Here is a 25472-nt window from a genome sequence, read left to right on the forward strand (position 1 = left end):
ATCTTAATTAAGATGGGGGTCTTTTTTTAGTGAAAGGGGCTATAAAGACAAAAAAGCATAATCGTTGCTCTGTTCTTAACCGTCTTGCTATGATTAAGATGTAACCAAATAATAGGATGTACCTTGAAGGAGGAATTTAGATGACGCATGAACAACATCACGATGAAAACGACAAGACTCTGGCAGAACGAAAACATGAACAAACGCTAGAGAAAAACGAGAACTACACTGGTGATTATCAAAGTGAAAGTCATCAAGAAGCTAAAGGCATTCATGATGCTAAACGCTACGGGGACGATGAACAGGTTAATACTGACGAAGAAACATCAGAACTTGATACGGCTCGACTGACAGAAAATGAAGATTCGACAGTTGCTCATGGCGATCAGGGCATTCACGATGCTCAGCGCTATGGTGAAACTGATCAGGTTGATACTGATGAAGAAACGTCCGAACTTGATGCTGGTCATTTAACCGAAGAAGAAAATTAAAAAATAATCACGATGAGATCCTTTTTAGTGGATGAGGTTAATAAGTTAATGATTCCAAGTAAAAACGGTAAGCGCTGGTGGAACGCACCAACTGCTTACCGTTTTTTTACTTGGATCAATCTTTTTGAAGCCGATCAATTATTTTTTCCATTTGCTTAATTTCTTTTTTCTGAGTCGCGATGATTTGATCTGCTAATTTTTGTACTTCTGGGTCTTCCAGGTCGGCTTGAGAACTGGTCAGAATGGCAATACTGTGATGGGGAATCATCGCCTTCAGCCAAGCAACATCCGAAACACTGGTCTGGGTCCGGACCATCCATAAAGAACCGACAAAAATAAATGCGGAAATAACTAAAATTAAACCATTTTTTCGTTTATTTGAATACATCTGCCACATAAAAAGTAACATGATGATTGCCATAGCTGCGCCCATCATTAAGGCCATATAAATTCGAGTTAGACTGATATGCACGTGTGCAAATGAAAAGATATTCAAGAACATCAGACCATACATGATCAATGTGCTGACGGCAATCATCAATAAAAATTTACCATATTTTCCCACAACCAAGTCCTCCTAAATTCATTTACTTTTAGCTTATCAGGCTAGAGCAAAGAAGGTCACGAAAGGTGCTTCGCAATTTTATCTAGCTTTTAAAGGTGGATTTTATTGATGATTTAATGACGTTGGGTTAAACGACTAGATACGATCGATTTTTAAATCGATGCATAAAAAAATCATGTTACTCAGATAAGATGACCTGATATAACATGATTTTTTATTGTTAATTCAATTAATTATTTGTAATTGTAGTATCTTCTGTTGTTGCTAGTGGTTTTTTCCATAGGCCGAGGATAACACCGGCAATGACTGCACCAACAACGACTGAGATTAAATAACCAAATGGATTGTTAGCTAAGAAGATCACGAACAAACCACCGTGAGGTGCAGGAACATTGACGTGCATTAATTGCGTCAAGCCACCACCAATAGCTGCACCAATCACACTAGATGTAATAATATGCAATGGATCAGCAGCAGCAAATGGAATTGCACCTTCAGTGATGAACGAAATACCTAATAAGTAGTTACTTAAACCAGAATTACGTTCTTGAGTGGTCCATTTTTTAGGCCAGAACGTTGTAGCAATGGCGATTGCTAGTGGTGGTACCATACCACCGACCATGACAGCTGCCATTAAGGCACCGTTTTGGGTTGTTTCAAAAGCACCAATAGCAAAGACATAAGCTGCTTTGTTGAAAGGACCACCCATATCGATTGCCATCATTCCAGCTAGTAAAGCACCAAGAACTACCGCATTGCTAGTCCCCATGTTATTCAAGAACGCTGTGATTGCGTGGTTAATCATACCGAAGACGGGATCGATGATAAAGTACATCAAAGCGCCAACAATTAACAAGCCCAGAATAGGATAGATAAAGATTGGTTTCAATCCATCAAATGTCTTTGGCAAATTCTTGAAGACTTTTTTCATTAAAATGACGATATAACCAGCAAGGAAACCAGCAACTAAACCACCCAAGAAACCGGCAGGACTCTTAGAAGGCAAAACACTCATGGTTGCTTGACTGGCCATATACCCACCAACAAAACCTGGCATTAAGGCAGGACGATCACCAATTGCTTCAGCAATATAAGCGGATAAAACAGGAATTAAGAAACTGAAAGCAGCATTACCAATTTGATTAGGGAAAGTATACCACATTGATTGATCGCCAACGAAACGTTCAATCAAGAAGGAAAGTGCCATGACAATACCACCGGCAACAACGAATGGCAACATGTTAGAAATACCATTCATTAATTGACCATAGAGCTGGCTACCAGCTGATTTAGTATTGCCGTCATCTTTGTTAGTGGCAGTTTCGTCAGTGGTATAAGTTGGGGCTTTACCTTCGATGACAGTCTCAATTAATTCATGAGGTTTTTTAATGCCATCAATTACTGGACGATTCAATAATGGCTTACCATTGAAACGAGCCATTTCAACTTTCTTATCGGCAGCAACAATGACGCCAGCAGCACGTTTGATTTCATCAGCAGTTAACAGATGTTTAACGCCTTCAGAACCGTTTGTTTCAACCTTGATGTCAACGTCCATCTTTTTAGCTTCATCGATTAAAGCAGCTTCGGCCATATAAGTGTGCGCAATGCCAGTTGGACAAGCAGTAACAGCTACGATATAGGGGCGATCATTATTGGTTGCTTGTTCTTTAGCTTTTGGTGCAGCTTCAGCAGCTTCTTTAGCTTCACGAGCTTGTTCTTCAACATCTTTTTTAGCTTGGGCATCACTGAAAAGTTGTTGAACTTCATCAGGGGTCTTTGCTTTCTTGAGAGCGGCAACTAGATCAGGATTAATTAATAATGAAGATAAAGCAGACAAGGCTTGTAGATGTTCATTATTTGCGCCCTCAGGAGCAGCAATCATAAAGAACAAATGGACCGGTTGGCCATCAAGGGCATTGTAATCAACACCTTGGTCACTTTTAGCAAATAATACGGCTGCTTTTTTAACTGAACTTACTTTAGCATGAGGCATGGCAATGCCATCGCCAATACCAGTTGTTGATTCAGCTTCACGTTTTAATATTGCGTCACGATAATTGTTAACGTCATCAACAACCCCAACTTGATGGTAACGCGCAATCATTTCATCAATGGCTGCTTCTTTTGTGGTTGCTTGTAGGTCCATAATCATGGCATCTTTGAGCAATAAATCTTGAATTTTCATTGGTAAACCTCCATCCAAAACATTATTTAACTAAATCAATTTTGATTTGTGGTAATAGGGCGTTAATTTGATCAATTGTTGCGATATCTTCAGTAAAAGCTGTGGCGCTACCGCAGGCTAAACCATATTTAAAAGCCGTTTCTGGATCTTGATGTTTGCTAAACTCACCAATGAAACCAGCAAGCATTGAATCACCAGCACCAACAGAATTAACCACGTGGCCCTTTGGTGCGGCTGAATGATAGATGTGCTCTGGGGAAAGATAATAAGCACCGGCGCCTGCCATGGAAATCAAGACATGCTTGGCACCAAGTTGTTGTAACTTAGCAGCATAACTTAGTAATTCTTCATCATTATGCAAAGTTGTCTTGAACAAGTCTGCTAACTCATGATGGTTTGGTTTAATCACTAATGGTTTTTTAGCTAAGGTATCTAGTAGAGCTTGGCCAGTAGTATCAATGGCAAATTCTGCACCTTGAGCAACGACTAGATCAATTAATTCTAAGTAAAAATCATTAGTTAATTGGGGGAGTAAGCTCCCAGAAAAAACAACTGTATCACCAGCTTTAACTTGTTCAAACTGACGTTTAAACGCTGTTAATTCTTGTTCGGTCACATGAGGGCCAGCAGCATTCATTTCTGTTTCTTGATCGCTTTTTAGTTTAACGTTGATCCGTGTGTTGTCAGCAATACTTGTAAAGTCAGAATTAATCTGCTCGTTTTTTAAGGTTGTTGTTAAGAACTGACCGGTAAAACCGCCCAAGAACCCCCAAGCAGTATTTTGACAATCAAGTTGGTTGAGAATTTTAGAAACGTTAATGCCTTTTCCACCAGCAATGAAGTTGGTATGTTGCAGGCGATTCACTAAGCCTAATTGCAAATGATCTGTTTGCACGACATAGTCAATTGCCGGATTAACAGTCACTGTATAAATCATGAATCCAGCTCCTTTATATTTTTTTGTTTGAAATGTGTTTTTAATTTTGGTACTAATGTCCCGGTAACTAATAGATCAACCTGATTAAGATTACCGAAGGTTGCAAAGGCAACTTGTTGAAATTTGGAAACATCGCTTAAAACAACCTTTTTCGTACTACTAGCAATAACGGCTTGCTTAATGTCGGCCTCATCAATATCTGGGGTCATTAGGTCACCTGAGCCAGCGATACCGTTGCTGCCAATGAACGCCAGATCAAAATGAAAATTTGCTAATGCTGACATCGTAGCAGAACCAACTAAAGCTTTAGTGGTGCTTTTTAAATGTCCGCCTGGCAAGAAGACGTGTAGGTTTTGCTCAGAGAGTTTTAAAGCGGTGGTAACACTATTGGTGATGAGATTTAAATCATGAAAACGCGCTAAGTAGGGGATTACTTCTTGAACTGTTGTCCCAGCATCCAAGTAGATCACTTGACCATCTGCGACAAAATTATCAACAGCATACTTGGCAATCTTTTCTTTTTCACTGCGATGCAGTTGCTCACGGTCATTTTGAGCTTGATCAACAGTTAAATGGGTGATAAGTTGGGCACCACCATGGATACGCTCTAACAGACCCTGTGTTTCTAATTCATCTAAGTCACGACGAATAGTCGACTCTGAAGCATCAGTTAAATGCACCAGTTCATTTAACTTACAAATACCTGCCTCATTTAAGGCTTGTAAAATAATTTGATAGCGCTGTGCGGTAAGCATTTACATCACCTCGAAATGATTATAAACGCTACCAATAATAAAAACAAGCAAAATCTTCCATAACCAATCAAAAGCAGTCAATTAATAATTATTTTAAGCTTTTTCATCCCGAAAATTAATAATCCGATAGTAAAAAAATAAATTTAGATAAATAGCTTATTAAAAACTTATTTGTTTGTTTATAGGTTAATCTAAGATTTTTGCGTCAAAATTTGTTATTATAGTGAATGAACTTTTTACTTTTAGTCTTTTCAAACGTGATAACTTAATTTTCAGAAATTTCATTAATACTTTTCAAAAGAAGAAACTCAGGAGGACAACAATGTTTGTCGATCAAATTAGAATTGAAGTGAAAGCCGGTAAGGGCGGCGATGGTTCAGTTGCTTTTCGTCATGAAAAGTTTGTACCAATGGGCGGCCCATCTGGTGGTGATGGCGGTCGCGGTGGCGATGTCATTTTAGTTGCAGATGAAGGTGTCCGAACGTTATTAGATTTCCGCTACCGGCGTCATTTTAAAGCAGATTCTGGTCAAAATGGCCAAATCAAAGGCATGTACGGCCGTGGTGCTGAAAATACCTATATTAAAGTACCAACTGGTACTAGTGTGACTAACTTTGAAACGGGCGCTTTTTTAGGTGACTTAGTTGAAGATGGCCAAGAGCTAGTTGTTGCCAAAGGTGGTCGTGGTGGCCGTGGTAATATTCATTTCAAGACTTCACGTAATACTGCTCCAGAGATTGCCGAAAATGGTGAACCTGGTCAAGAATTAACTTTACAATTGGAATTAAAGATTTTGGCTGATGTTGGGTTAGTTGGCTTCCCTTCAGTTGGGAAATCAACCTTATTATCAGTCGCAACTTCTGCCAAGCCTAAAATTGCTGCTTATCATTTTACGACGCTGGTACCAAACTTAGGAATGGTGCAATTAAACGATGGTCGGGACTATGTCATGGCAGATTTACCCGGTTTAATTACGGGTGCTGCTCAAGGTGTCGGCTTAGGGATTCAGTTCTTACGTCATATTGAACGAACACGCGTTATCTTGCACTTAGTTGATATGGATCCCGAAAACGGCCGTGATCCTTGGGAAGATTATCAACAAATTCGTCATGAATTGGAACAATATGATGAAGGCTTGTTGAACCGTCCGGAAATTATTGTGCCAACTAAGATGGATATTGAAGGCTCAGCAGAGCGTTTAGCTGAATTTAAAGAGCAATTAGCAGCCAAAGTTGACCATGAAGTAACCGTCTTACCAATTTCTAGCATCACGCATGATGGTGTTCAGGTATTATTACAAACTGCTGGTGACGTGTTAGAACGCACACCTAAGGCTGTTTTAACTACGCCAGTTGAAACTGATGATGTAACTTATCAGTATGATGATTCAAAACGTGACTTTGAAATTACTGAAACAGATGAGCATGTCTTCACAGTTACTGGTGAAAGAATTGAAAAATTTGTCAAGATGACTAATTTAGACCATCAAGATGGTATTATGCGTTTTGCACGAGCCTTGCAAAACTGGGGCATTGAAGAAGCATTACGCGATGCTGGTGCCGAAAATGGCGATACAATTGTCATTGCTGACTTTAGCTTTGACTTTGTTGAATAAACCACAATTAATTAATGGATAGAATTAGGGTGCAAATTCATGCAACAACCAGTTAAACCTAAGAAAATTAAAAAGCGTTATATTACTGGATTTGATGGCCTACGCGCAATCGGCGTTATTGCAGTCATCTTGTATCATTTGAATCCTGGCATCTTTAAAGGCGGTTTTTTAGGTGTCCCTATTTTCATGGTCATTTCCGGTTATTTAATTACAGATCATTTATTAATAGATGAAACTAAACTTGGTACATTCGATTATAAGAATTTTTGGTTAAGGCGAGTTAAGCGCCTGTATCCAACACTATTAACTATGTTGTTGGCCACATCCGCCTACATTGTCTTATTCCAACGCAACTTGTTGTATCATTTACAACAAATTGTGGCAACAAACTTACTCTATGTTTATAACTGGTGGCAAATTGCTAACGGTCAGTCTTATTTTGAACGTTTTGCTAATAATGAATCACCATTTACGCATTTATGGACTTTGTCGATTGAGGGCCAATTCTACTTATTATGGCCGTTATTAATTATTTTATTGCTTAAGCTTAAACGTAAACGTGGCACGTTATTAGGTGTGACCTTGAGCTTAACGGCTTTTTCTGCTATTTTAATGGCGGTTTTATATGCACCTAATGCTGATCCCAGCCGTATTTATTACGGCACGGATACGCGAATGTTTTCGATTTTATTAGGCTGTGCTTTAGCCATTATTTGGCCTAGTAATCGCCTTAAACAAAAGGTTAATCAACAGGTACGTTATTTCCTTGATGGTATGGGTGCAATTGGTTTATTAGGGATGCTGATCCTCTTATTAGTATCCAGTGCTCAATCGGCCTTTTTATATCGTGGCGGCATGGTTTTGTTTACGCTGTTTACAGTATTGTTAACAGCAGCCGTTGCTCATCCTGGGTCAAATTGGAATCGTATTTTAACTAATCCTGTTTTTAAGTGGTTAGGTTCTCGTAGTTACGGAATTTATTTGTATCAATTCCCAGTAATGATTTTCTTTGAAACTCGTTTTACGGATATTGCGGATCATCAGATCTTGTATCCAGTTATTGAAGTTATCTTGATCTTATTGATTAGTGAATTGTCTTATCGGGTTGTTGAAACTAATCTCGGTAAATTAACTTGGCAAGACATTAAAGATATGTTTAGATGGCTTTTCTTGCCTAAGAACTCACGGGCCTTAATGCAGTATCGTGCTATGGTTGGTGTGCTAGCTTTGATTTTTATAACAGGTTCTGTTGGTGTTTTGACGGCTTTTGGCGTTACTAACGATAATGCCAATAAGTCTGGTGTGGCCACAACCATTAAGGCCAACAAGAAGAAAACTGCCAAACAAAATAAGGCATTAATTGCCAAGATGAAAGCTTCTAAATCACAAAGTGAGAAAGCAAAATCTGATAAATCTTACAGTTTGTCGATTAGTCGCTCTAATTTAATTAGAGATGCACAAATTGGTCAGGATTCTAGCGATGCTGACTTGCGTAAGTTAGGCTTAACCAACGCTGAGTTGAAATTAGCTAAGAATCTCTCAATCACTGGTGTGGGCGATTCAGTGATGTTGGGTAGTGCGGAAGGCTATAAACGGATTTTCCCTAATATGTATTTGGACGCTGATGTTAGTCGCCAATTGTACCAAGCTTTACCGATTGTTGATCAAATTGCCGATAAGGGAGCATTGACTGATGTTGTATTGCTTGGTTTAGGAACTAACGGTGATTTTACAACTAATGATCTGAGCAGGATGATGAACAAACTAGGACCTAAACGAAAGATTTATTGGATTAATGCTTATGTACCAACGCGTTCATGGCAAAATGAAGTGAATGAGAAATTAGCGGCAGCTGAGAAGAAATATAAAAACCTCAAGGTGATTGATTGGTACAGCTATGCTAAGAAACATCCTTCTTGGTTTGCTAATGATCATGTCCATCCTAATCCTAAGGGTTCGCCATATTACACAGCGTTTGTGGCAAAAGCAGTTTTAAAGGATCTTTTAAAAGATCAAAAATAAAAGTTATGACAATGAAGGTGAGCGTAGTTAATGGAGATTGAATTTCTTGGAACAGGAGCAGGTGTGCCTGCACGTAATCGCAATGTCACTAGTATCGCTTTGAAGTTATTAGCAGAGCGTAATGAGATTTGGTTATTTGATTGCGGTGAAGGTACCCAACAACAAATTTTGCGAACAACGATTAAACCACGCAAAATTACCAAAATATTTATCACTCATTTACATGGTGATCATATTTTTGGTTTACCTGGTTTTTTAACAAGTCGCTCTAACCAAGGTGGAGATACTGCGCTTGATCTTTACGGACCAGTTGGCATTAAAAAGTATGTTCAAACTTCATTGGCAGTGACTGGCACTCGCTTAAGTTATCGCATTAATTATCATGAAATCACAGAACCTGGGGTCATTTTTAGTGATCACAATATGACAGTTACAGAAATGAAACTTGATCATAGAATCGATAGTTTTGGGTATCGTATTCAAGAGGCAGATTTCTCAGGAGAATTATTAGTTGATAAATTATTAGCAGAACAGGTTCCTTCTGGCCCAATCTATGGTAAATTAAAAGCAGGCGCTGATGTCACATTAGCTGATGGTCGCGTTTTACATGGTCCTGATTATGTTGCGCCAAGTCGTCCTGGTCGAATTGTTGCTATTATGGGTGATACTCGCAAGACAGATCACACGTTACAGTTAGCACAAGATGCCGATGTCCTAGTACATGAGAGTACCTTTGGCCAACATGAAAGTAAGTTAGCACGGCAATACTATCACTCAACTTCAACGCAAGCAGCGCAAATTGCACGGTTGGCTAATTGTAAACAATTGTTAATGACACACATCTCTGCACGTTATCTTGGCCGTGCTGCACACCAACTGCAAACTGAAGCACGGGAAATATTCCCTAACAGCAAGGTCGTTAATGATTTTGATATTATTGAGATTCCATTACCAAACGCAATTAAGGAGTGAGGAAAATCATGGTAAATGATTATCGAACTTTAAGAGGCAAAGTGGTTGTGATTACGGGCGCGTCATCAGGAATTGGTCGTGATATTGCTTTGGAATCTGCCAGTCGCGGCGCACGAGTCTTTTTGGTGGCTCGACGGTTAGCTTTGTTAGAAGAGGTTCGAACAGAATGTGCTAATTTGTCCTTAGCTCAAGCTACGGCTATTCAGGCAGATGTCAGTCAGTTAGCAGATATCAAACGCGTTGTTGCTCGGATTAATTCAGAGACTAATCGGTTTGATGTGCTGGTTAATGCAGCTGGTTTTGGTGATTTTGAAACTTTTGCGGAGATTCCACTTGAGCGCATTACCAAAATGTTTCGGGTGAATGTTTTGGGTACGATGTTATTAACACGAATGTTGGCACCAATGTTATTTGAAACCAAGGGGCATATTGTCAACATTGGTTCGATGGCTGGTAAAATTCAGACACCTAAATCTGCCGTTTATGCCGCAACTAAAGCAGCAGTAATTGCCTTTTCTAATTCTTTGCGTCTGGAATTAAAGCCGCTAGGGGTTAAGGTGACTACTGTTAATCCGGGACCAGTTGATACTGAATTCTTTAAAACGGCTGATTCTGGTGCTCAATATCTGCAAAAAATTGCTTGGCTATCATTAGATCCAGAAAAATTAGCGTATAAGATTGTAGCTAGTTTTGGTAAGCCAGTTCGCGAAATTAATGCACCTTGGTTTATGGAAGCAGCAGCTAGATTATATCCACTGGCACCAAAGTTGGGCGACTTTCTTGCTGGCACAATAGGTAATCAAAAATAAAGGAGCGAGATGTCATGAGAAGGCAAACGGGTTTTGTATTGGGGTTAATTTTAGCGTTAATTGTCGTTATTTTTGCGATTATGAATGTGGAAACCATTGCGATTAATTTTGGGTTTGCCAAAGTTGAATTGCCTTTGATTTTAATTTTATTAATTTGCTTAGTTTTAGGTGCTTTAATTGCTGTGTTACTTTCAACTGGCACAACCATGAGCTTGAAACGTCAGGCTAAGCAAACACAAAAAGAATTAGCAACGCTTAAGGAAAATCAACAAGAACAAATTGCAGCAGCAGTAACTAAAGCACAAGCTGATGCGCAAACTCAAATTGAATCACAATCCAAAACAATCAGTGAATTACAAGAGCAATTGGCACAATTACAAAATGATCAACCAACTGCATAAATTCTTTTGACATTTGCGACTTTTTATTGGATGATAGATCATAGTCAGTCTAAGGAATAGCAAAGATTTCCCTTGCGTTACCATAGTATTGATAGTATTATAGTTAGGTGAACAAAAAAGCTTTTTAGCTTTTAAGTTACTTTAACTGAAATAATAGTTTTCTGAAAAGGAGTTTTTAACATGGCTGTACCTGCACGTCGTACTTCAAAGCAAAAGAAACGCCAACGTCGCGGACATATCAAATTGCAAACACCTAATTTACAATTCGATGCTGCTAATGGCGAATACCGTTTAAGCCATCATGTTTCACCAAAAGGCTTTTACAAGGGCGCTCAAGTTCTTAAAAAGGAAGAACAAGAAGCTAAATAATTCGGTATCTTAATCTCATTTGCGCAAATGAGAGCTGAACATTTTTGTTCGGCTTTTTTTGTGCTCAAAAATTGATAAATCGTGATTTAATTGAAACCAAGATCAGTCAGCCAGCTCATAAGTTATTCAGTTGATGATAATGAATTGAAGTAACTTTATCTAGTATTAGTAATTATGTGTTAAAATGTTAATAGTGAGGTGGCTTAAATGGAAAACAAACAATTTACAGACTACTTAAAACAGATTCAACTTTTATCAATTCCCCGTTGGAGTGAACTACCTAAGTTTGATCTTTATATGGATCAAGTGGTTAGTTATATTAACCAAATGCTGGAACCACTAGAATTTGATGCAGTGACACCAGCAATGATTAATAATTACGTTAAATCCGGTCTGTTAGCACCACCGATTAAGAAAAAGTATGGTCAAGAGCAAATTGCTAGTTTAGTGGTTATTGCTATTTTAAAGAGTGTTTTTGCAATTTCAGATATTAAAGCTGCGTTTATTTTAATTACTCAGTCTAAAGCTAAAGGGCAAGGTTATGATTATTTCGTGACGATCTTCCTTAAGACAATTCATGATGTAATTGGTGATTTCCAACAAGAAGTCGTGATTAGTCAACCTACTAAAGATAATATTGTGGTTGAAGCCAGTAACTTAGTTAAACTAGCTTGCAGTACCGTTGTGCAACGGATTATTGTCTTAAAATTACTAGAGAAGTTGGAAACACAGCAAGGAACAAAAGAGGGCTAATTTTGAAATTAACAATTTTGTCAACGAGTGATACACATGGTTATCTATTGCCAACGGATTATCGTGATCGTCAATTAGATGCCAATTTTGGGTTAACTAAAGCCGCAACTGTGATTAATCGAGAAAAAGCTGCAGCAACTGGTCCGGTTTTGGTGATTGAGAACGGGGACTTTTTACAAGGCTCAGCATTTGCCTACTATCAAGCTAAAGTTGCACAACAGTATACAGGTATGACTTCAGTTTATAATAGTTTGCCTTATCAAGTTGGTATTGTCGGTAATCATGAATTTAACTATGGCAAAGATTATTTAACCAACGCAATTAAATCAAGTACCCGACATTTTTTGTGTGCCAATATTTTAAACGATGATGGCACACCCGCTTTTGGCGATCCATATGAAATTTTTGAGCTTGAGGGTTTGAAAGTTGCGGTCTTAGGCTTAACAACACAATATATCCCTCATTGGGAATCACCTGAACATTTAGCTGGTTTACACTTTACATCAGCGTTAGCCGCTGCCAAAAAGTATGTTCCTGAATTGCGAGAACAAGCGGATATTGTCGTTGTGGCTTATCATGGTGGTTTTGAACGCGATATTGAAAGCGGCAAGCCAACGGAAGCTTTAACTGGTGAAAATGAGGGCTATCAATTATTGACCGAAGTTCCAGGTATTGATGCGTTAGTAACTGGGCACCAACATCGGGAAATTGCGACGGTTCATCAAGGTATTCCCACGACTCAACCTGGCTCTAAAGCAGCATATGTTGGTAAGATTACCTTAACGTTGGCTGATGATAAAAGTGTACTAGCAGCCGATGCTGAATTGTTGAGCACGGCAACAGCTGCTTCTACTGAAGATTTAACACCAGCTTTATTGGCAGATAATGAAAATGTTGAAGATTGGTTAGATCAACCTTTAGGAACGACTGAGGGCGACTTAACGATTACGGATCCTTTTGCTGTTCGGCTAAAACCACATCCATATATTCAATTTGTTCAAGATGTTCAACGCGCCGCGACTAATACTAAAATTTCAGGTACAGCGTTATTTAATAATGATGGGCAAGGATTCGGCTCAACGATTACTTTTAGATCGGTTTTAACCAACTATATTTATCCCAATACTTTAGCCGTTGTGCATTTAAGTGGGGCTGATTTACGTGCTGCGTTAGAGCAATCTGCTAATTATTTTGCTTTAACTGCTGAAGGTAAAATTGGTGTTAATCCTAAGTTCGAACGACCTAAACCACAACACTATAATTACGATATGTATGCGGGTATTCATTACATCATTGATGTTGCACAACCTCAAGGCCAGCGCATTACTGAATTAACTTATGCTGGGCAGCCAATTCAAGCAAGTGATCAATTAGAGGTTGTCGTTAACCAATATCGCGCTGTTGGTGGTGGTAATTATCAAATGTTTACTGCAGATAAAATCGTACGTGAAGTTACTGAAGACATGACCGAAATTATCGCTGATTATTTAAGAGAACATCCAGTGGTTAAAGCGGAGACAGAACAGAATTTCCAAGTCATTAACTCATCCAGTAATTCAATTGTTGATTAAAGTTAGTGACTTTTTTCGTGATATTGATCAATAAACACCACTTCGAATTAAATCGAGGTGGTGTTTTATTATCAAAATTAAAGGTAGAAAATACAATTTACTGTTAGAACAAGTTTTGTTAGCGTCAATATTGGTATATACCTTTTTCCTGGACCAAAAAATTTTTTGAATAAAAAAAGAGTATTCTTAATCACAATTTTAGTCTAGACCAATCTCTAGATCCCTTGATACTATTGATAAATGATCTTAGTAGCGTTATAGTAGTTGAGCAATTAAATAATTTTATAGGGGTGTTTTTACAATGAAGTCATATCTTCAACGAATGGGACGTTCATTGCAACTTCCCGTCGCCGTTTTACCTGCGGCCTCATTGTTGGTTGGTATTGGTAACTGGTGGGCTTCGGCTAATCCAGGCGCTGTTTCTGCCTTCTTACAAGCAGGCGGTAATGCCATCTTGGGCCAACTAGCATTATTATTTGCTGTTGGTCTTGCGTTGGGCATGTCTAAGGACAAAGACGGCTCTGCTGCTTTAGCTGGCGTTGTCGCTTACTTTGTTCCTGTTTCAATTTTATCACCTGCATCTGTCGCAACTTTGAAGGGGATCAAAGAAACTGCAGTTGATCCTGCATTTAGTCATATCGCTGGAAATGTGTTTATTGGTATTATTGCTGGTTTAATCGCAGCAGCATTATATAATCGTTTCCATGAAACAAAATTACCAATGGCATTATCATTCTTTAGTGGTAAACGCTTAGTGCCAATCATGGCTTCAATTGTTATGTTAGGTGTAACAATCATTTTAATGTTTGTTTGGCCGCCAGTTTATGAAGCCTTAGTTGCTTTTGGTAAGACTTTCGTTGGTATGGGCGCTGTTGGTGCTGGTATCTACGGTTTCTTCAACCGTTTGTTAATTCCAACTGGTTTACACCAAGCTTTGAACTCTGTTTTCTGGTTTGATGTTGCTGGTATTAACGATATTGGTAAATTCTTGGCTTCTCAAGGTACTAAAGGTATTACTGGTATGTATCAAGCTGGTTTCTTCCCAGTTATGATGTTTGGGTTACCTGCTGGTGCTTATGCGATTTATCGTAACGCTCGTCCTGAAAAGAAAAAGGTCACAGCTTCATTGATGATGGCTGGCGCCTTTGCTGCCTTTTTCACCGGCGTTACTGAACCGCTCGAATTCTCATTCATGTTTGTTGCTTGGCCACTTTATGTTTTACACGCTATTTTCACTGGCTTGTCCTTGGCTTTTGCAGCCATGATGCATTGGACAGCCGGCTTTGCCTTTAGTGCTGGGTTGGTTGACTTTATCTTAAGTTTTAAGAATCCAATCGCCAACCAACCATATATGTTAATTGTTCAAGGCTTAGTAATGGCAGTTATTTATTATTTTGGCTTTGACTTTGCCATTAAGAAGTTCAACTTAATGACACCAGGTCGTGAAGAAGATACTGATAATGGCCCTGACGATGATATCGAAGTTGCCACAGATGCTTCTGATGACAAATATATGATCCAAGCTAAGAAGATTTATGCAGCAATTGGTGGTAGTGATAATATTACGAATATTGATAATTGTACGACGCGATTACGGTTACAATTAAAAGATACTGGTACAATTAACCGAAATGCTATTAAATCTGCTGGTGCAATGGGTATTAACGTTTTAGATGCAACTAATTTACAAATTATTATTGGTACTGAAGTTCAATTTACAGCAGATGCACTGGCAAAACTTTACACAGCTAAAGCACCAATTACTGATGTTAAAGGTGCTAGCGCAACCGAAGCACCAGAAGAAACTGTAGCTAATGTTAATTCAGGTGCTACGGATGAATTCTATAGTGTTGTTGATGGTGAACTACTTGATATTGAAGAAGTTAGTGATCCAACTTTCGCCCAAAAAATGATTGGTGATGGCTTCGCAGTTGAACCAGTTAACGGTCACATCGTGGCACCAGTTAGCGGTGAAATTACAACTATCTTCCCAACTAAACATGCTTTAGGTATTAAGACAAGCAATGGCTTGGAAGTTCTAGTTCATATGGGCTTAGATACTGTTGAACTTGAAGGTAAACCATTTACAGTTCATGTTACTGAAGGTCAAGTCGTTGAACACGGCGCTGATTTAGCTGACGTTGATTTAGCTGCCATTAAGGCTGCTGGTAAGGTGTCAACCATGTTAGTTGTGATTACGAATATGGCAGCTGTTTCTTACTTGAAAGCTGAAAAGGGCGGTCGTCAAGTTGCTGCCGATGATGAAGTTTTAAAAGCAACAATTAAATAAAGCTGAACTAGATTGGTTAATTAACTAATCTTCAACATTAAAGACACTCATTTGCTTATGCAGATGGGTGTTTTTTTGTGCTTATTTAGTGATTGAGTTGGAACGAAAAATAGTGTTTAGATTAAAATCTTCCTTCTTCGTACCTCCGGAAAATACGTGGTGGAACGCTGCGAGTTTGATTTGAGTCAAATTAAAACCAATTGTCTCAAATACAAGCTTTATTGTAAGTGGCACAGCTACCAATAATTCCGCGGTTGACCATGGTTTTTTATTGGCACAACAATATGGATATTCTTTGTACTAAACTTAGTTTATTTTGGTCAGAAGTTGATTGTAAAAACGCAAAAAAATAAGTGCCAGATGTTTTTTAACATCTAGACACTTATTTTAATTGTTTTTTGATTCATCATCACTCGCTGGTTCAGTACCCTTCATAATTTCGGGAACGAAATTAAGAATTAAACCAAAGATGGCAAAGACAACGACACTTAAGCCAATATTAACGGCATTTTGATCCAACTTTGCGCCAATGAATCCGGCAATAATTCCCAGAATGATCGCCCAAACGACAACAACGACACGTTTCATGGTTAAACCTTCTTTCACTTGCACAATGATTTTAGCATAAAAACAAGCAAACGGCCAACAAACTTACTAATATTTTTAGGAGAGTTTAGTTAAATGATTGACCGCTCAAATTAAGGTTCACAGGTATTTTGCGACCGTGGCGGACAGGCTTCTGCTATAATAATGATATAGGGAGGCATACTCATGACGTTTGTTAATTTGCAGGTGCGCAGTTGCTTTAGTTTATTACAAAGTTCGAATAAGATTGATGATTTAGTGAAGCAGGCGCAAGAAATGGGCTATCATGCATTGGCTTTGACTGATTTGAATACAATGTATGGTGTTGTTCATTTCTTTCGTGCTGCTAAAGCTGCACAGATTAAGCCAATCATTGGCTTAACGCTGCAATTATCTGGCCTCATGACGACAGATCATCAGTATGAAGTTATTTTACTCGCACAAGATAATCAAGGTTATCATGACTTGTTTAGAATTTCTTCGTTAAAAATGACGCAGGAACAATTAAGTTGGTCAGATATAGCACCATATTTAAAGCATCTTATCGTGATTATGCCACCACAAACAGGTGAGACTAAGGCCTTATTAGTCGCTGAAGCAACAGCGCAACATGCTTGGCAGGAACAATTAGTACAGTATCTGCCAGACGCGGTTGAGCGTTTCTATGTGGGGATTTCAACGCGGCAATCATCACGGACCAGTCAACAACAGATTGAAGCATTGGCACAGGAGTTGAATTACCCATTAGTTGCCTTAGATGATGTGCGCTATTTAAAAGCCAGCGATGCTTTTGCTAACGAAGTGTTAGCAGCTATTGATGCTGGCGAGCAAATTGAAGCGCCAGTTGTTCGTGCGCAACAGCAGGGGACTTTTTATCTTGATACACCAGACCAAGTGCAAGCCCGCTTTGAACGTGCTGGCTTAAAAGATGCAGCGACAATGACGGCTACTATTGCTGACCGTTGCCAGGTGGAACTGGAATTTAAACGTGCTCAATTGCCTCATTTTGCTGTACCTGAAGATGTTAACGCCGAACAATATTTACGAGGTTTAGCACAAACTGGGCTTAAACGACGCTTGTCAGATCAAGTATTGCCAGCATATCAGCAAAGGTTGAATCGCGAATTAAAGATTATTAATTCAATGGGTTTCGCCGATTATTTCCTAATTGTTTGGGATGTGATCCGCTATGCCCACCGACAGAAAATTATGACGGGTCCTGGTCGTGGCTCAGCAGCCGGCTCGTTAGTTGCTTATACTTTAGGCATTACAGAAGTTGATCCCTTAAAATATCATTTACTGTTTGAACGTTTTTTAAATCCGGATCGTGTCAGCATGCCGGATATTGACTTGGATATTCCTGATGATCGTCGTGATGAACTGATTGAATATATGCATGATCGTTATGGTGACACCCATATGGCGCAGATTATCACGTTTGGTACAATGGCAGCCAAACAAGCCTTGCGTGATGTGGGACGTACTTTTAACTTGATGCAAAGTGAAATGAGTGAATGGTCACGAGCAATCCCTAATCAACTAAATATCACGTTACGAGTTGCTTATCAACAGTCTGAAGGTCTTAAGAATTTAGTAGCAGCTAGCGAATTAAACAAACTACTTTTTAAAACGGCTTTGGCAATCGAGGGACTACCCCGGCATTATTCTACCCATGCGGCGGGGATTGTTTTAGGCGAACGAGCTTTAACTGACACAGTACCCGTTCAAAATGGTAGTGACGGGATTAAATTAACGCAGTTGCCTAAGGGTGACGTTGAAGCGTTAGGCTTGTTAAAGATGGACTTCTTAGGGTTACGTAATTTAACCATTCTCGATAAAACCGTTCAAGCCATTCGTGAACATTATCCTGAACAACAAGATTTTGATCCGCGTAAGATTGATCTGGCAGATCAAAAAACATTGCAGCTATTTCAAAAAGGTGATACCGATGGTGTTTTCCAGTTTGAATCCAGTGGTATTCGCAATGTTTTAATCAAGTTAAAACCAACGAGCTTTGACGATATTGTTGCGACTAACGCCTTATATCGCCCAGGTCCGATGGAAAACATTCCCACATTTATCGCCCGTAAAAATGGTCAGGAAAAAGTAGCTTATCCAGTGCCAGAATTGGCTAATACGTTAGGCGATACTTATGGTGTATTGGTTTATCAGGAACAAGTGATGCAAGTTGCCGTTGAAATGGGCGGCTTTACAATGGGTCAAGCCGATATTCTTCGCCGTGCTGTCAGTAAAAAGAAGAAGGCAGATTTAGATAATGCCCGGGAAAGTTTTATTGCCGGTGCACAAAAGCAAGGTTACTCAACTGATGTTGCGATGACGGTTTATGATTATATCGAACGCTTTGCTAACTATGGCTTTAATAAGTCTCATGCCGTTGCTTATAGTATGGTTGCTTTTTGGTTAGCCTACTTGAAAGTCCATTTTCCGGCAGAATTTTTCTTATCGCTACTTAATGCCAATCTAAATAATGAACGTAAGACGGCAGCGTATTTACAAGAACTGCGTAACCGCAAAATTGAAGTTGCCGGTCCGGATATTAATTTAAGTCAAACGTCTTTTACATTGCATGATGGGATCGTTCGCTTTGGTTTTGAAGTTATTAAGGGGATTCGTCGTGATTTTATTCATGCCTTACTGGATGAGCGTCAGGCTAATGGTCGTTATCAAGATTTAAATGATTTTTTGAAACGGCAAACATCTAGATTCTTGAAGTTAGAACCGATTATGACGTTGGCCAAGGTTGGCTGCTTTGATAGTTTTGACCAGAATCGCAAACAAGTCGTAACTAATGTTGAGAATCTAATCGAAAGTTTACAATTATCTGGTGATAGTGTGCCGTTATTTGATGTTTTGGCACCAAAAGTTGAGCAAGTTGCTGATTATAGCCAACAAGAACGGCTAGAATTAGAAAAAGAATTACTCGGAGTTTATGTTTCTGGTCACCCACTTTCGGGGTATCAACAGACCTTTAGTCGTGAACGGGTTACAACAATTCAACGCTTGACTAATCAACCGGCTACTTTATTAGTTTATATTCATCATGTTAAGGTGATTCGAACTAAGCGAGGTGAGCAAATGGCCTTTGTTAGTGCGGAAGATTTAACTGATGATATTGAAATTACTGTTTTTCCGCGTGCTTTTCATCATGCTGCACCAATTTTAGCAGCGGGTAAGGTGATTTTAGTTAAGGGTAAACTTGATCAACGCACTAATCGCGATCAAAAACGCCCATTTATTGCTGATGCGATTGAAGAAACGCAACCGGACCAAAAGGTAGCCACGCTTTATTTGCAAATTTCAACTGAAAAAGATCAACTGGAAGTTCGCGATCAAATGAAAACAATTTTATTAGCTCATCATGGTTTTTCACCGGTGATTGTTCATTTTGTTACGGGACAGCGTACCATTAAATTATCACAACGTTATCAAGTTCAAGTAAGTGGCGATTTAATTGCACAATTGGCTGAGTTGTTAGGTTCTGAAAATGTGGTGGCTAAGCAGTAATTTAGTTTTTTTTCTGAAAATTGGTTTTTAATGCTAATATTAGCAGACAATTTTCTGTAAAGGTGGTAGTATTGTTATGGTCAGGTTAGGCCTAATGCATAACCGTTACTAACTAGATTCCTCGTTACATTGGTATAAATAACATTCGGTTGAATTGGTATAGCTCAATGTAAATGAAGAAAACAAGATTGGATTAGTTTTTTTAAGTATTGGTTAGCGTATAGCTATGATTAGTGCTTGACAATGAGATATGATTAATCTGAGGTGAAGAAATGAAAAAGATCGGTATTTTGACAAGTGGCGGCGATGCTCCAGGTATGAACGCTGCTGTTCGTGCCGTTGCGTTACGTGCATTTGATGAAGGTCTCGAAGTTTACGGGATTAATTATGGTTTTGCCGGCTTAGTTGCAGGCGATATTTTCCCATTAACTCGCGAAGTTTTGTCTGACAAGATTTCACGTGGTGGCACATTCTTATATTCTGCTCGCTATCCTGAATTTGCTCAGGTAGAGGGACAATTAAAGGGAATTGAACAACTCAAAAAGTTTGGTATTGAAGCTTTAGTAGTTGTTGGTGGTGACGGTTCTTACCACGGCGCTTTACGTTTGACTGAACATGGCTATAATGCTGTTGGTTTGCCAGGTACAATTGATAATGATGTGCCTTATACAGACTTTACCATTGGTTTTGACACAGCTTTAACGACTGCTGTTGATGCTATTGATAAGATTCGCGATACAGCGACAAGTCATCAACGTGTCTTTGTTGTTGAAGTAATGGGCCGTGGCGCTGGTGACTTAGCCTTATGGGCTGGTGTTGCAGCTGGTGCAGAAGCAATTGTCGTTCCTGAAGAAGATTACGATATTGATGCTATTGCTAAACAACTTGAAACTTATCGTGAAGCTGGTCATGACAATGCCGTTATCGTCATTGCTGAAGGTGTTATGAGTGCTCAAGAATTCAAAGCTGAATTGGACAAACATGGCGACTTTGATTCACGCGCAACAACAATTGGTCACGTTCAACGTGGTGGTTCACCAACTGCCCGTGATCGTGTTCTAGCTAGCAAGATGGGCAATTATGCCGTTGAATTGTTATTAGCTGGTAAGGGCGGTTTGGCTGTCGGTATCGAAAACAACCAAATTACTGAACATGCGATGGAAGATTTATTCGACGAAAAACATCATGCTGATTTAAGTCTTTATGATATGAACAATAAGTTTAATCAAAAAGATTAATCATCAGAAAAACTAGTTGTTGTAATTTTAATATGGTAAAATAACATTGAATTGTCTTTAAAAAAATATGTGAGGAGCGTTTTTTTACATGAAAAAGACCAAGATTGTTTCTACACTTGGACCTGCAAGTAATTCTACAGATACTATCGTTAAGTTAATCGAAGCTGGTGCTAACGTATTCCGCTTTAACTTCTCTCATGGTGACCATGAAGAACATTTAAGCCGGATGAACATGGTTCGCGAAGCTGAAAAGATTACTGGTAAATTAGTTGGTATCGTTCTTGATACTAAGGGTGCTGAAATCCGTACAACTGACCAAGAAGGCGGTAAGTTTATCGCTAAGACTGGTGACGTTATCCGTATTTCAATGGATCCTACTGTTATTGGTAACCCAGAAAAGATCGCAGTTACTTATCCTGGTCTTTATGACGATACACATGTTGGTGGACATGTCTTGATCGATGATGGTTTAGTTGACCTTAAGATCACTGCTAAAGACGAAGCTAACAAAGAATTAGTTACCGAAGTTCAAAACGAAGGTAAGATTGGTTCTAAGAAGGGTGTTAACGCTCCTGGCGTTGAAATCCGTCTCCCAGGTATTACTGAAAAAGACGCTGATGATATTCGTTTCGGTTGCGACAACGATATCAACTTTATTTCTGCAAGTTTCGTTCGTAAAGCTCAAGATGTTCTTGATATTCGCGAAATTCTTGAAGAAAAGAACTCAACAAACGTTAAGATCTTCCCTAAGATTGAATCACAAGAAGGTATCGATAACATCGATGACATTCTTAAAGTTTCTGATGGTTTGATGATTGCTCGTGGTGACATGGGTGTTGAAATTCCATTCGAAAACGTACCATTTGTTCAAAAAGCTTTGATTCAAAAATGCAATGCTTTAGGCAAACCAGTTATTACTGCAACACAAATGCTTGATTCAATGCAAGAAAACCCACGTCCTACACGTGCCGAAGTTACCGACGTTGCTAACTCAGTAATGGATGGTACTGATGCTACAATGCTTTCTGGTGAAAGTGCTAACGGTGACTACCCAGTAGAATCTGTTGCAACTATGGCTCGTATTGACGAACGTACTGAAGAAGAAATGAAGAAACGCAACACTTTAGCATTACAACGTTTCGAAGAATACAAGGGTTCAAATGCCACTGAATCAATTGGCGAATCTGTTGTACGTACTGCTGAAGAATTACACGTTAGTGCAATTGTTGTTGCTACTTCATCAGGCTATTCAGCTCGTATGATTTCTAAATATCGTCCAAATGCAAACATCTTAGCTGTTACATTTGACGAAAAGGTACAACGTAGCTTAACTGTTACTTGGGGCGTTACACCAGTATTGGCTGACAAGCCTGAATCAACTGATGAAATGTTCGAAATTGCTGCTCAAAAAGCCCAAGATCTTGGTTTCGCTAAAGAAGGCGATTTGATTTTGATCGTTGCCGGCGTTCCTGTTGGTGAAGCTGGTACAACTAACTTGATGAAGGTCCAATTAATTGGTTCTAAGTTAGCTCAAGGCCAAGGTGTTGGCGATGAAACTGTTGTTGGCAAAGCTATTGTTGCAAACAGTGCTAAAGAAGCAGTAGACAAAGCTACTGAAGGTAGTGTTCTTGTTGTTAAGACAACTGACAAAGACTACTTACCTGCAATCGAAAAAGCAAGTGCAATCGTTGTTGAAACAGGCGGTTTAACTTCACACGCTGCAGTTGTTGGTATTGCAATGGGTATTCCTGTTGTTGTTGGCGCTGCTGACGCAACTTCACTTGTTAAAGATGGTGAATTGATCACTGTTGACTCACGTCGTGGTATTATCTACCGTGGTGTTTCTAACTCACTTTAATCTTTAATTAATTACAGTTAATTGTAATAAAAAGAACCTGTCATTTTTAAAACGACAGGTTCTTTTTTTGTGACCTTAAAAGTCATCATAAGTAAAAGAATTTATTAATAGGCAACAATTAAAATGTTACGAAAAATATTAATTGTTGGTAAGATAAAGTATGCGGAGTACACATGAATATCAAATTCTTTCACAAATTAGCAAGGTGGTCTGTTGGCGACATATACAGAAACCTTGATTTTTGGTACAATGAGCGTATAGTTCATTTACTGGAAGCAGGTGAACCTTTTTGGAGAGTTGGCTTTTTCTTGGCTTAGTTTTGGCAGTTGCCTTACTGAGTCAAAATCATTCATTAATTATTGCGGCGGTAGTGGTGTTAGTGATTAAATTGTTACCTCAGTCAGATCGATTATTTAATCTGATTGACGCACAAGGTATCAATTGGGGTGTAACCATCATTTCTATCGCTATTTTAGTGCCAATTGCAACGGGTAGAATCGGTTTTCATGATTTATTAAATGCTTTCAAAACACCTGCAGGATACATTGCCGTGTTTTGTGGCATACTGGTTGCAGTGCTGTCAGCCCGGGGTGTTGGTTTATTGGCACAAAGTCCAGAAATTACAGTGGCTTTAGTATTTGGTACGATTGTGGGCGTCGTCGTCTTTAGAGGGATTGCTGCCGGCCCCGTCATTGCATCAGGTATGACTTATATTTTATTAATGTTAGTAAATTCGGTAATTAACCGATTGTGAGGTAAAAATGATAAATTCAGGTACGATAATAACAGCAGCGATAAGTGATCAAAATGATGATCATGAATTTTTTGCACAGGTTGATGGACAAACATTACATGTTCACAGTAAAAAAGAAGATTGGCGTTTAAAAGATGAAATAACTGGTTTTGTTTACGAAAATATGAAAAACCAATGGGTAATTACCACAGAAATACCAGCGGTTGGTTTTGACCGCTTTTCGTTTGGGACAGTTGTTGATGTTCGGCGTGATTTAGGCGTCTTTATCGATATTGGCTTGCCTGACAAAGATATTGTTTTGTCACTGGATGACTTACCATTACAGCACGAATTATGGCCTCAAAAAGACGATCGCCTAATGGTTGGTTTAAAAGTTGACCATAAGAATCGCTTATGGGCACAACTGGCTAATGATGATTTATTTAAAGCTATCGGTCATTTTTCAGCTAGTTTTGAACGTAATGAAACAGTTAAGGGTACTGTTTATCTAACTAAACGAGTTGGCTCCTTCTTATTGTTAGACGATTATCGGCTAGGCTTTGTTCATGAAAGTGAACGCGAAGATGAACCGCATTTAGGTCAAAAGGTTAGCGGTCGTGTTATTGGTCGCATGCAAGATGGCCGCTTGTCAGTAAGTTTGCGTCCCCTTGCATTTGTCGAGATCGAAGATGATGCCAAAATGTTAATGGCTGTTTTACAACAAAGTCCGCAACATTCATTTATTTATCATGATAAGAGTGATCCTGCTGAAATTAAGAGTTATTTTGGTATTAGCAAGGGTGCATTCAAACGGGCTTTAGGTAATTTATTAAAGCATCGTTTAATTACCACTGATGTTAATGGGACAAAATTAACAGACAAAGGCTTGGAATACCGTGAATAATGCGTTAAACGATTATTTACGATCTTTAACAATTGAACAAGGCTTAGCAGAAAATAGCATTGCCAGTTATCGACGCGATTTGGTTCATTATATTAATTGGCTACAAGCTCAGAAGCTCGATCAGTTTACAGAAGATTCGGATATGATTAGTTTATATTTGAATCAATTAGTGATTGAAAAAAAAGCCGAGGCTAGTCGCATGCGTGCTGTTTCAAGTCTGCGTCATTTTTACCGTTGGCTGTTAGCTCATGGGGTTATTCAGCATAATCCGATGGAGACCATTCCGTCACCTAAACGAGGTCAACATTTACCAGTGGCTTTAACCATGACTGAAGTTGAACAATTATTAGCCGCACCCAATGTCAATAAACCCTTAGGCTTACGCGATCGGGCTATTTTAGAGGTTATGTATGCAACGGGGTTGCGGGTGAGTGAATTAGTTCATCTGCAATTGTCGGATTTACATCTGGAAATGAAATTAATTCAAACGATTGGTAAAGGTAACAAAGAACGATTATTGCCAATTGGGGATGTCGCGATTGATTATTTGCAGCGCTATTTGACAGACAGTCGGCCGCAATTAATTCGCTCACAACATTATGAAAGCACATTGTTTTTAAACTTTCATGGTCATGGCTTGTCACGTCAGGCAATTTGGAAAATGATTAAGAAATACATTAGTCAAGTGGGCATTGATAAAGATGTGACACCTCATACTTTGCGGCATTCTTTTGCCACCCATTTATTAGAAAATGGTGCCGATTTACGAATTGTTCAAGAGTTATTAGGTCATAGTGATATTTCAACAACACAAATTTACACGCACATTACCCAACAGCGATTATTAGATGTTTATCAAAAGTCGCATCCCCGCGATTAAACGGGTCAAAC

Annotated in this window: 21 protein-coding genes; 16 read left to right on the top strand and 5 right to left on the bottom strand. The window is 38.9% G+C overall.

The features are described from left to right. Window positions 1-140 precede the first annotated feature (140 nt). Window positions 141-491 (top strand): hypothetical protein, encoded by a 351-nt coding sequence (locus FC84_RS02380; protein WP_057754823.1) that lies wholly within the window; start codon window positions 141-143, stop codon window positions 489-491. A 115-nt stretch (window positions 492-606) separates the two neighbouring features. Here the strand turns inward: FC84_RS02380 and FC84_RS02385 are convergent, their stop codons facing one another. The 4 genes from FC84_RS02385 to FC84_RS02400 all read right to left on the bottom strand — a co-directional run bounded on the left by FC84_RS02385 (window position 607) and on the right by FC84_RS02400 (window position 4936). Beyond that, complete coding sequence (locus tag FC84_RS02385; protein WP_057754826.1) at window positions 607-1056, bottom strand: DUF305 domain-containing protein; 450 nt, start codon at window positions 1054-1056, stop codon at window positions 607-609. Window positions 1057-1285: 229 nt separating this feature from the next. After that, window positions 1286-3244 (bottom strand): PTS fructose transporter subunit IIABC, encoded by a 1959-nt coding sequence (locus FC84_RS02390; RefSeq protein WP_057754829.1) that lies wholly within the window; start codon window positions 3242-3244, stop codon window positions 1286-1288. A 22-nt stretch (window positions 3245-3266) separates the two neighbouring features. Then, complete coding sequence (gene pfkB / locus FC84_RS02395; RefSeq protein ID WP_057754832.1) at window positions 3267-4181, bottom strand: 1-phosphofructokinase; 915 nt, start codon at window positions 4179-4181, stop codon at window positions 3267-3269. Then, complete coding sequence (locus tag FC84_RS02400) at window positions 4178-4936, bottom strand: DeoR/GlpR family DNA-binding transcription regulator (RefSeq protein WP_057754835.1); 759 nt, start codon at window positions 4934-4936, stop codon at window positions 4178-4180. Before FC84_RS02400 ends, pfkB begins: the two co-directional genes overlap by 4 nt. Before the next feature lie 322 nt (window positions 4937-5258). Here FC84_RS02400 and obgE point away from each other — a divergent pair, with 322 nt between their 5' ends. The 9 genes from obgE to nagE all read left to right on the top strand — a co-directional run bounded on the left by obgE (window position 5259) and on the right by nagE (window position 15738). Further along, on the top strand, window positions 5259-6551 hold the full coding sequence (obgE, locus tag FC84_RS02405) for a GTPase ObgE (RefSeq protein WP_057754838.1): 1293 nt from the start codon (window positions 5259-5261) through the stop codon (window positions 6549-6551). Between the two features lie 39 nt (window positions 6552-6590). Beyond that, window positions 6591-8573: an acyltransferase family protein gene (locus FC84_RS02410; protein ID WP_057754841.1), complete on the top strand. Its 1983-nt coding sequence runs from the start codon at window positions 6591-6593 to the stop codon at window positions 8571-8573. A 30-nt stretch (window positions 8574-8603) separates the two neighbouring features. Next, entirely contained in the window at window positions 8604-9545 is a 942-nt protein-coding gene (gene rnz, locus FC84_RS02415) for a ribonuclease Z (RefSeq protein WP_057754844.1), read from the top strand. An 8-nt stretch (window positions 9546-9553) separates the two neighbouring features. Continuing rightward, a complete protein-coding gene (locus FC84_RS02420) occupies window positions 9554-10354 on the top strand; it encodes an SDR family NAD(P)-dependent oxidoreductase (protein WP_057754847.1) in 801 nt (266 codons plus the stop codon). A 14-nt stretch (window positions 10355-10368) separates the two neighbouring features. After that, window positions 10369-10755 (top strand): LapA family protein, encoded by a 387-nt coding sequence (locus FC84_RS02425; protein WP_057754850.1) that lies wholly within the window; start codon window positions 10369-10371, stop codon window positions 10753-10755. Between the two features lie 180 nt (window positions 10756-10935). Next, a complete protein-coding gene (gene rpmF / locus FC84_RS02430) occupies window positions 10936-11124 on the top strand; it encodes a 50S ribosomal protein L32 (protein WP_057754852.1) in 189 nt (62 codons plus the stop codon). A 207-nt stretch (window positions 11125-11331) separates the two neighbouring features. Next, window positions 11332-11877 carry a DUF1836 domain-containing protein gene (locus FC84_RS02435; RefSeq protein ID WP_057754856.1) on the top strand — a complete coding sequence of 182 codons (546 nt, stop codon included), beginning with the start codon at window positions 11332-11334 and terminating at the stop codon, window positions 11875-11877. Between the two features lie 2 nt (window positions 11878-11879). Further along, on the top strand, window positions 11880-13448 hold the full coding sequence (locus tag FC84_RS02440; RefSeq protein ID WP_057754859.1) for a bifunctional metallophosphatase/5'-nucleotidase: 1569 nt from the start codon (window positions 11880-11882) through the stop codon (window positions 13446-13448). A gap of 301 nt (window positions 13449-13749) precedes the next feature. Next, window positions 13750-15738, top strand: a complete 1989-nt coding sequence (nagE, locus tag FC84_RS02445; protein WP_057754862.1) for an N-acetylglucosamine-specific PTS transporter subunit IIBC — start codon at window positions 13750-13752, stop codon at window positions 15736-15738. 387 nt (window positions 15739-16125) lie between these two features. Here nagE and FC84_RS02450 read toward each other — a convergent pair whose 3' ends face one another. Next, a complete protein-coding gene (locus FC84_RS02450; RefSeq protein WP_057754865.1) occupies window positions 16126-16326 on the bottom strand; it encodes a DUF2929 family protein in 201 nt (66 codons plus the stop codon). Between the two features lie 183 nt (window positions 16327-16509). On the opposite strand from FC84_RS02450, the gene dnaE reads away from it, so the two are divergent. The 6 genes from dnaE to xerD all read left to right on the top strand — a co-directional run bounded on the left by dnaE (window position 16510) and on the right by xerD (window position 25461). Further along, window positions 16510-19848: a DNA polymerase III subunit alpha gene (dnaE, locus tag FC84_RS02455; RefSeq protein ID WP_057754868.1), complete on the top strand. Its 3339-nt coding sequence runs from the start codon at window positions 16510-16512 to the stop codon at window positions 19846-19848. Window positions 19849-20120: 272 nt separating this feature from the next. Continuing rightward, window positions 20121-21086 (top strand): 6-phosphofructokinase, encoded by a 966-nt coding sequence (gene pfkA, locus FC84_RS02460; protein ID WP_057754870.1) that lies wholly within the window; start codon window positions 20121-20123, stop codon window positions 21084-21086. Between the two features lie 88 nt (window positions 21087-21174). Continuing rightward, window positions 21175-22944: a pyruvate kinase gene (gene pyk, locus FC84_RS02465; protein ID WP_057754873.1), complete on the top strand. Its 1770-nt coding sequence runs from the start codon at window positions 21175-21177 to the stop codon at window positions 22942-22944. 289 nt (window positions 22945-23233) lie between these two features. Continuing rightward, entirely contained in the window at window positions 23234-23698 is a 465-nt protein-coding gene (locus FC84_RS02470) for a DUF441 domain-containing protein (RefSeq protein WP_057754876.1), read from the top strand. Window positions 23699-23705: 7 nt separating this feature from the next. After that, entirely contained in the window at window positions 23706-24581 is an 876-nt protein-coding gene (locus tag FC84_RS02475) for a S1-like domain-containing RNA-binding protein (protein ID WP_083479500.1), read from the top strand. Then, window positions 24574-25461: a site-specific tyrosine recombinase XerD gene (gene xerD, locus FC84_RS02480; protein WP_057754879.1), complete on the top strand. Its 888-nt coding sequence runs from the start codon at window positions 24574-24576 to the stop codon at window positions 25459-25461. Before FC84_RS02475 ends, xerD begins: the two co-directional genes overlap by 8 nt. Window positions 25462-25472: the final 11 nt, after the last annotated feature.

This window comes from Lapidilactobacillus dextrinicus DSM 20335 (assembly GCF_001436095.1).
Taxonomy (GTDB): Bacteria; Bacillota; Bacilli; order Lactobacillales; family Lactobacillaceae; genus Lapidilactobacillus; species Lapidilactobacillus dextrinicus.

Coding starts and splice junctions, on each gene's coding strand:
- FC84_RS02380 (WP_057754823.1), top strand. CDS start 141: ATGACGCATGAACAACATCACGATGAAAACGACAAGACTCTGGCAGAA.
- FC84_RS02390 (WP_057754829.1), bottom strand. CDS start 3,244: ATGAAAATTCAAGATTTATTGCTCAAAGATGCCATGATTATGGACCTA.
- pfkB (WP_057754832.1), bottom strand. CDS start 4,181: ATGATTTATACAGTGACTGTTAATCCGGCAATTGACTATGTCGTGCAA.
- FC84_RS02400 (WP_057754835.1), bottom strand. CDS start 4,936: ATGCTTACCGCACAGCGCTATCAAATTATTTTACAAGCCTTAAATGAG.
- obgE (WP_057754838.1), top strand. CDS start 5,259: ATGTTTGTCGATCAAATTAGAATTGAAGTGAAAGCCGGTAAGGGCGGC.
- FC84_RS02410 (WP_057754841.1), top strand. CDS start 6,591: ATGCAACAACCAGTTAAACCTAAGAAAATTAAAAAGCGTTATATTACT.
- rnz (WP_057754844.1), top strand. CDS start 8,604: ATGGAGATTGAATTTCTTGGAACAGGAGCAGGTGTGCCTGCACGTAAT.
- FC84_RS02420 (WP_057754847.1), top strand. CDS start 9,554: ATGGTAAATGATTATCGAACTTTAAGAGGCAAAGTGGTTGTGATTACG.
- FC84_RS02425 (WP_057754850.1), top strand. CDS start 10,369: ATGAGAAGGCAAACGGGTTTTGTATTGGGGTTAATTTTAGCGTTAATT.
- rpmF (WP_057754852.1), top strand. CDS start 10,936: ATGGCTGTACCTGCACGTCGTACTTCAAAGCAAAAGAAACGCCAACGT.
- FC84_RS02435 (WP_057754856.1), top strand. CDS start 11,332: ATGGAAAACAAACAATTTACAGACTACTTAAAACAGATTCAACTTTTA.
- nagE (WP_057754862.1), top strand. CDS start 13,750: ATGAAGTCATATCTTCAACGAATGGGACGTTCATTGCAACTTCCCGTC.
- FC84_RS02450 (WP_057754865.1), bottom strand. CDS start 16,326: ATGAAACGTGTCGTTGTTGTCGTTTGGGCGATCATTCTGGGAATTATT.
- dnaE (WP_057754868.1), top strand. CDS start 16,510: ATGACGTTTGTTAATTTGCAGGTGCGCAGTTGCTTTAGTTTATTACAA.
- pfkA (WP_057754870.1), top strand. CDS start 20,121: ATGAAAAAGATCGGTATTTTGACAAGTGGCGGCGATGCTCCAGGTATG.
- pyk (WP_057754873.1), top strand. CDS start 21,175: ATGAAAAAGACCAAGATTGTTTCTACACTTGGACCTGCAAGTAATTCT.
- FC84_RS02475 (WP_083479500.1), top strand. CDS start 23,706: ATGATAAATTCAGGTACGATAATAACAGCAGCGATAAGTGATCAAAAT.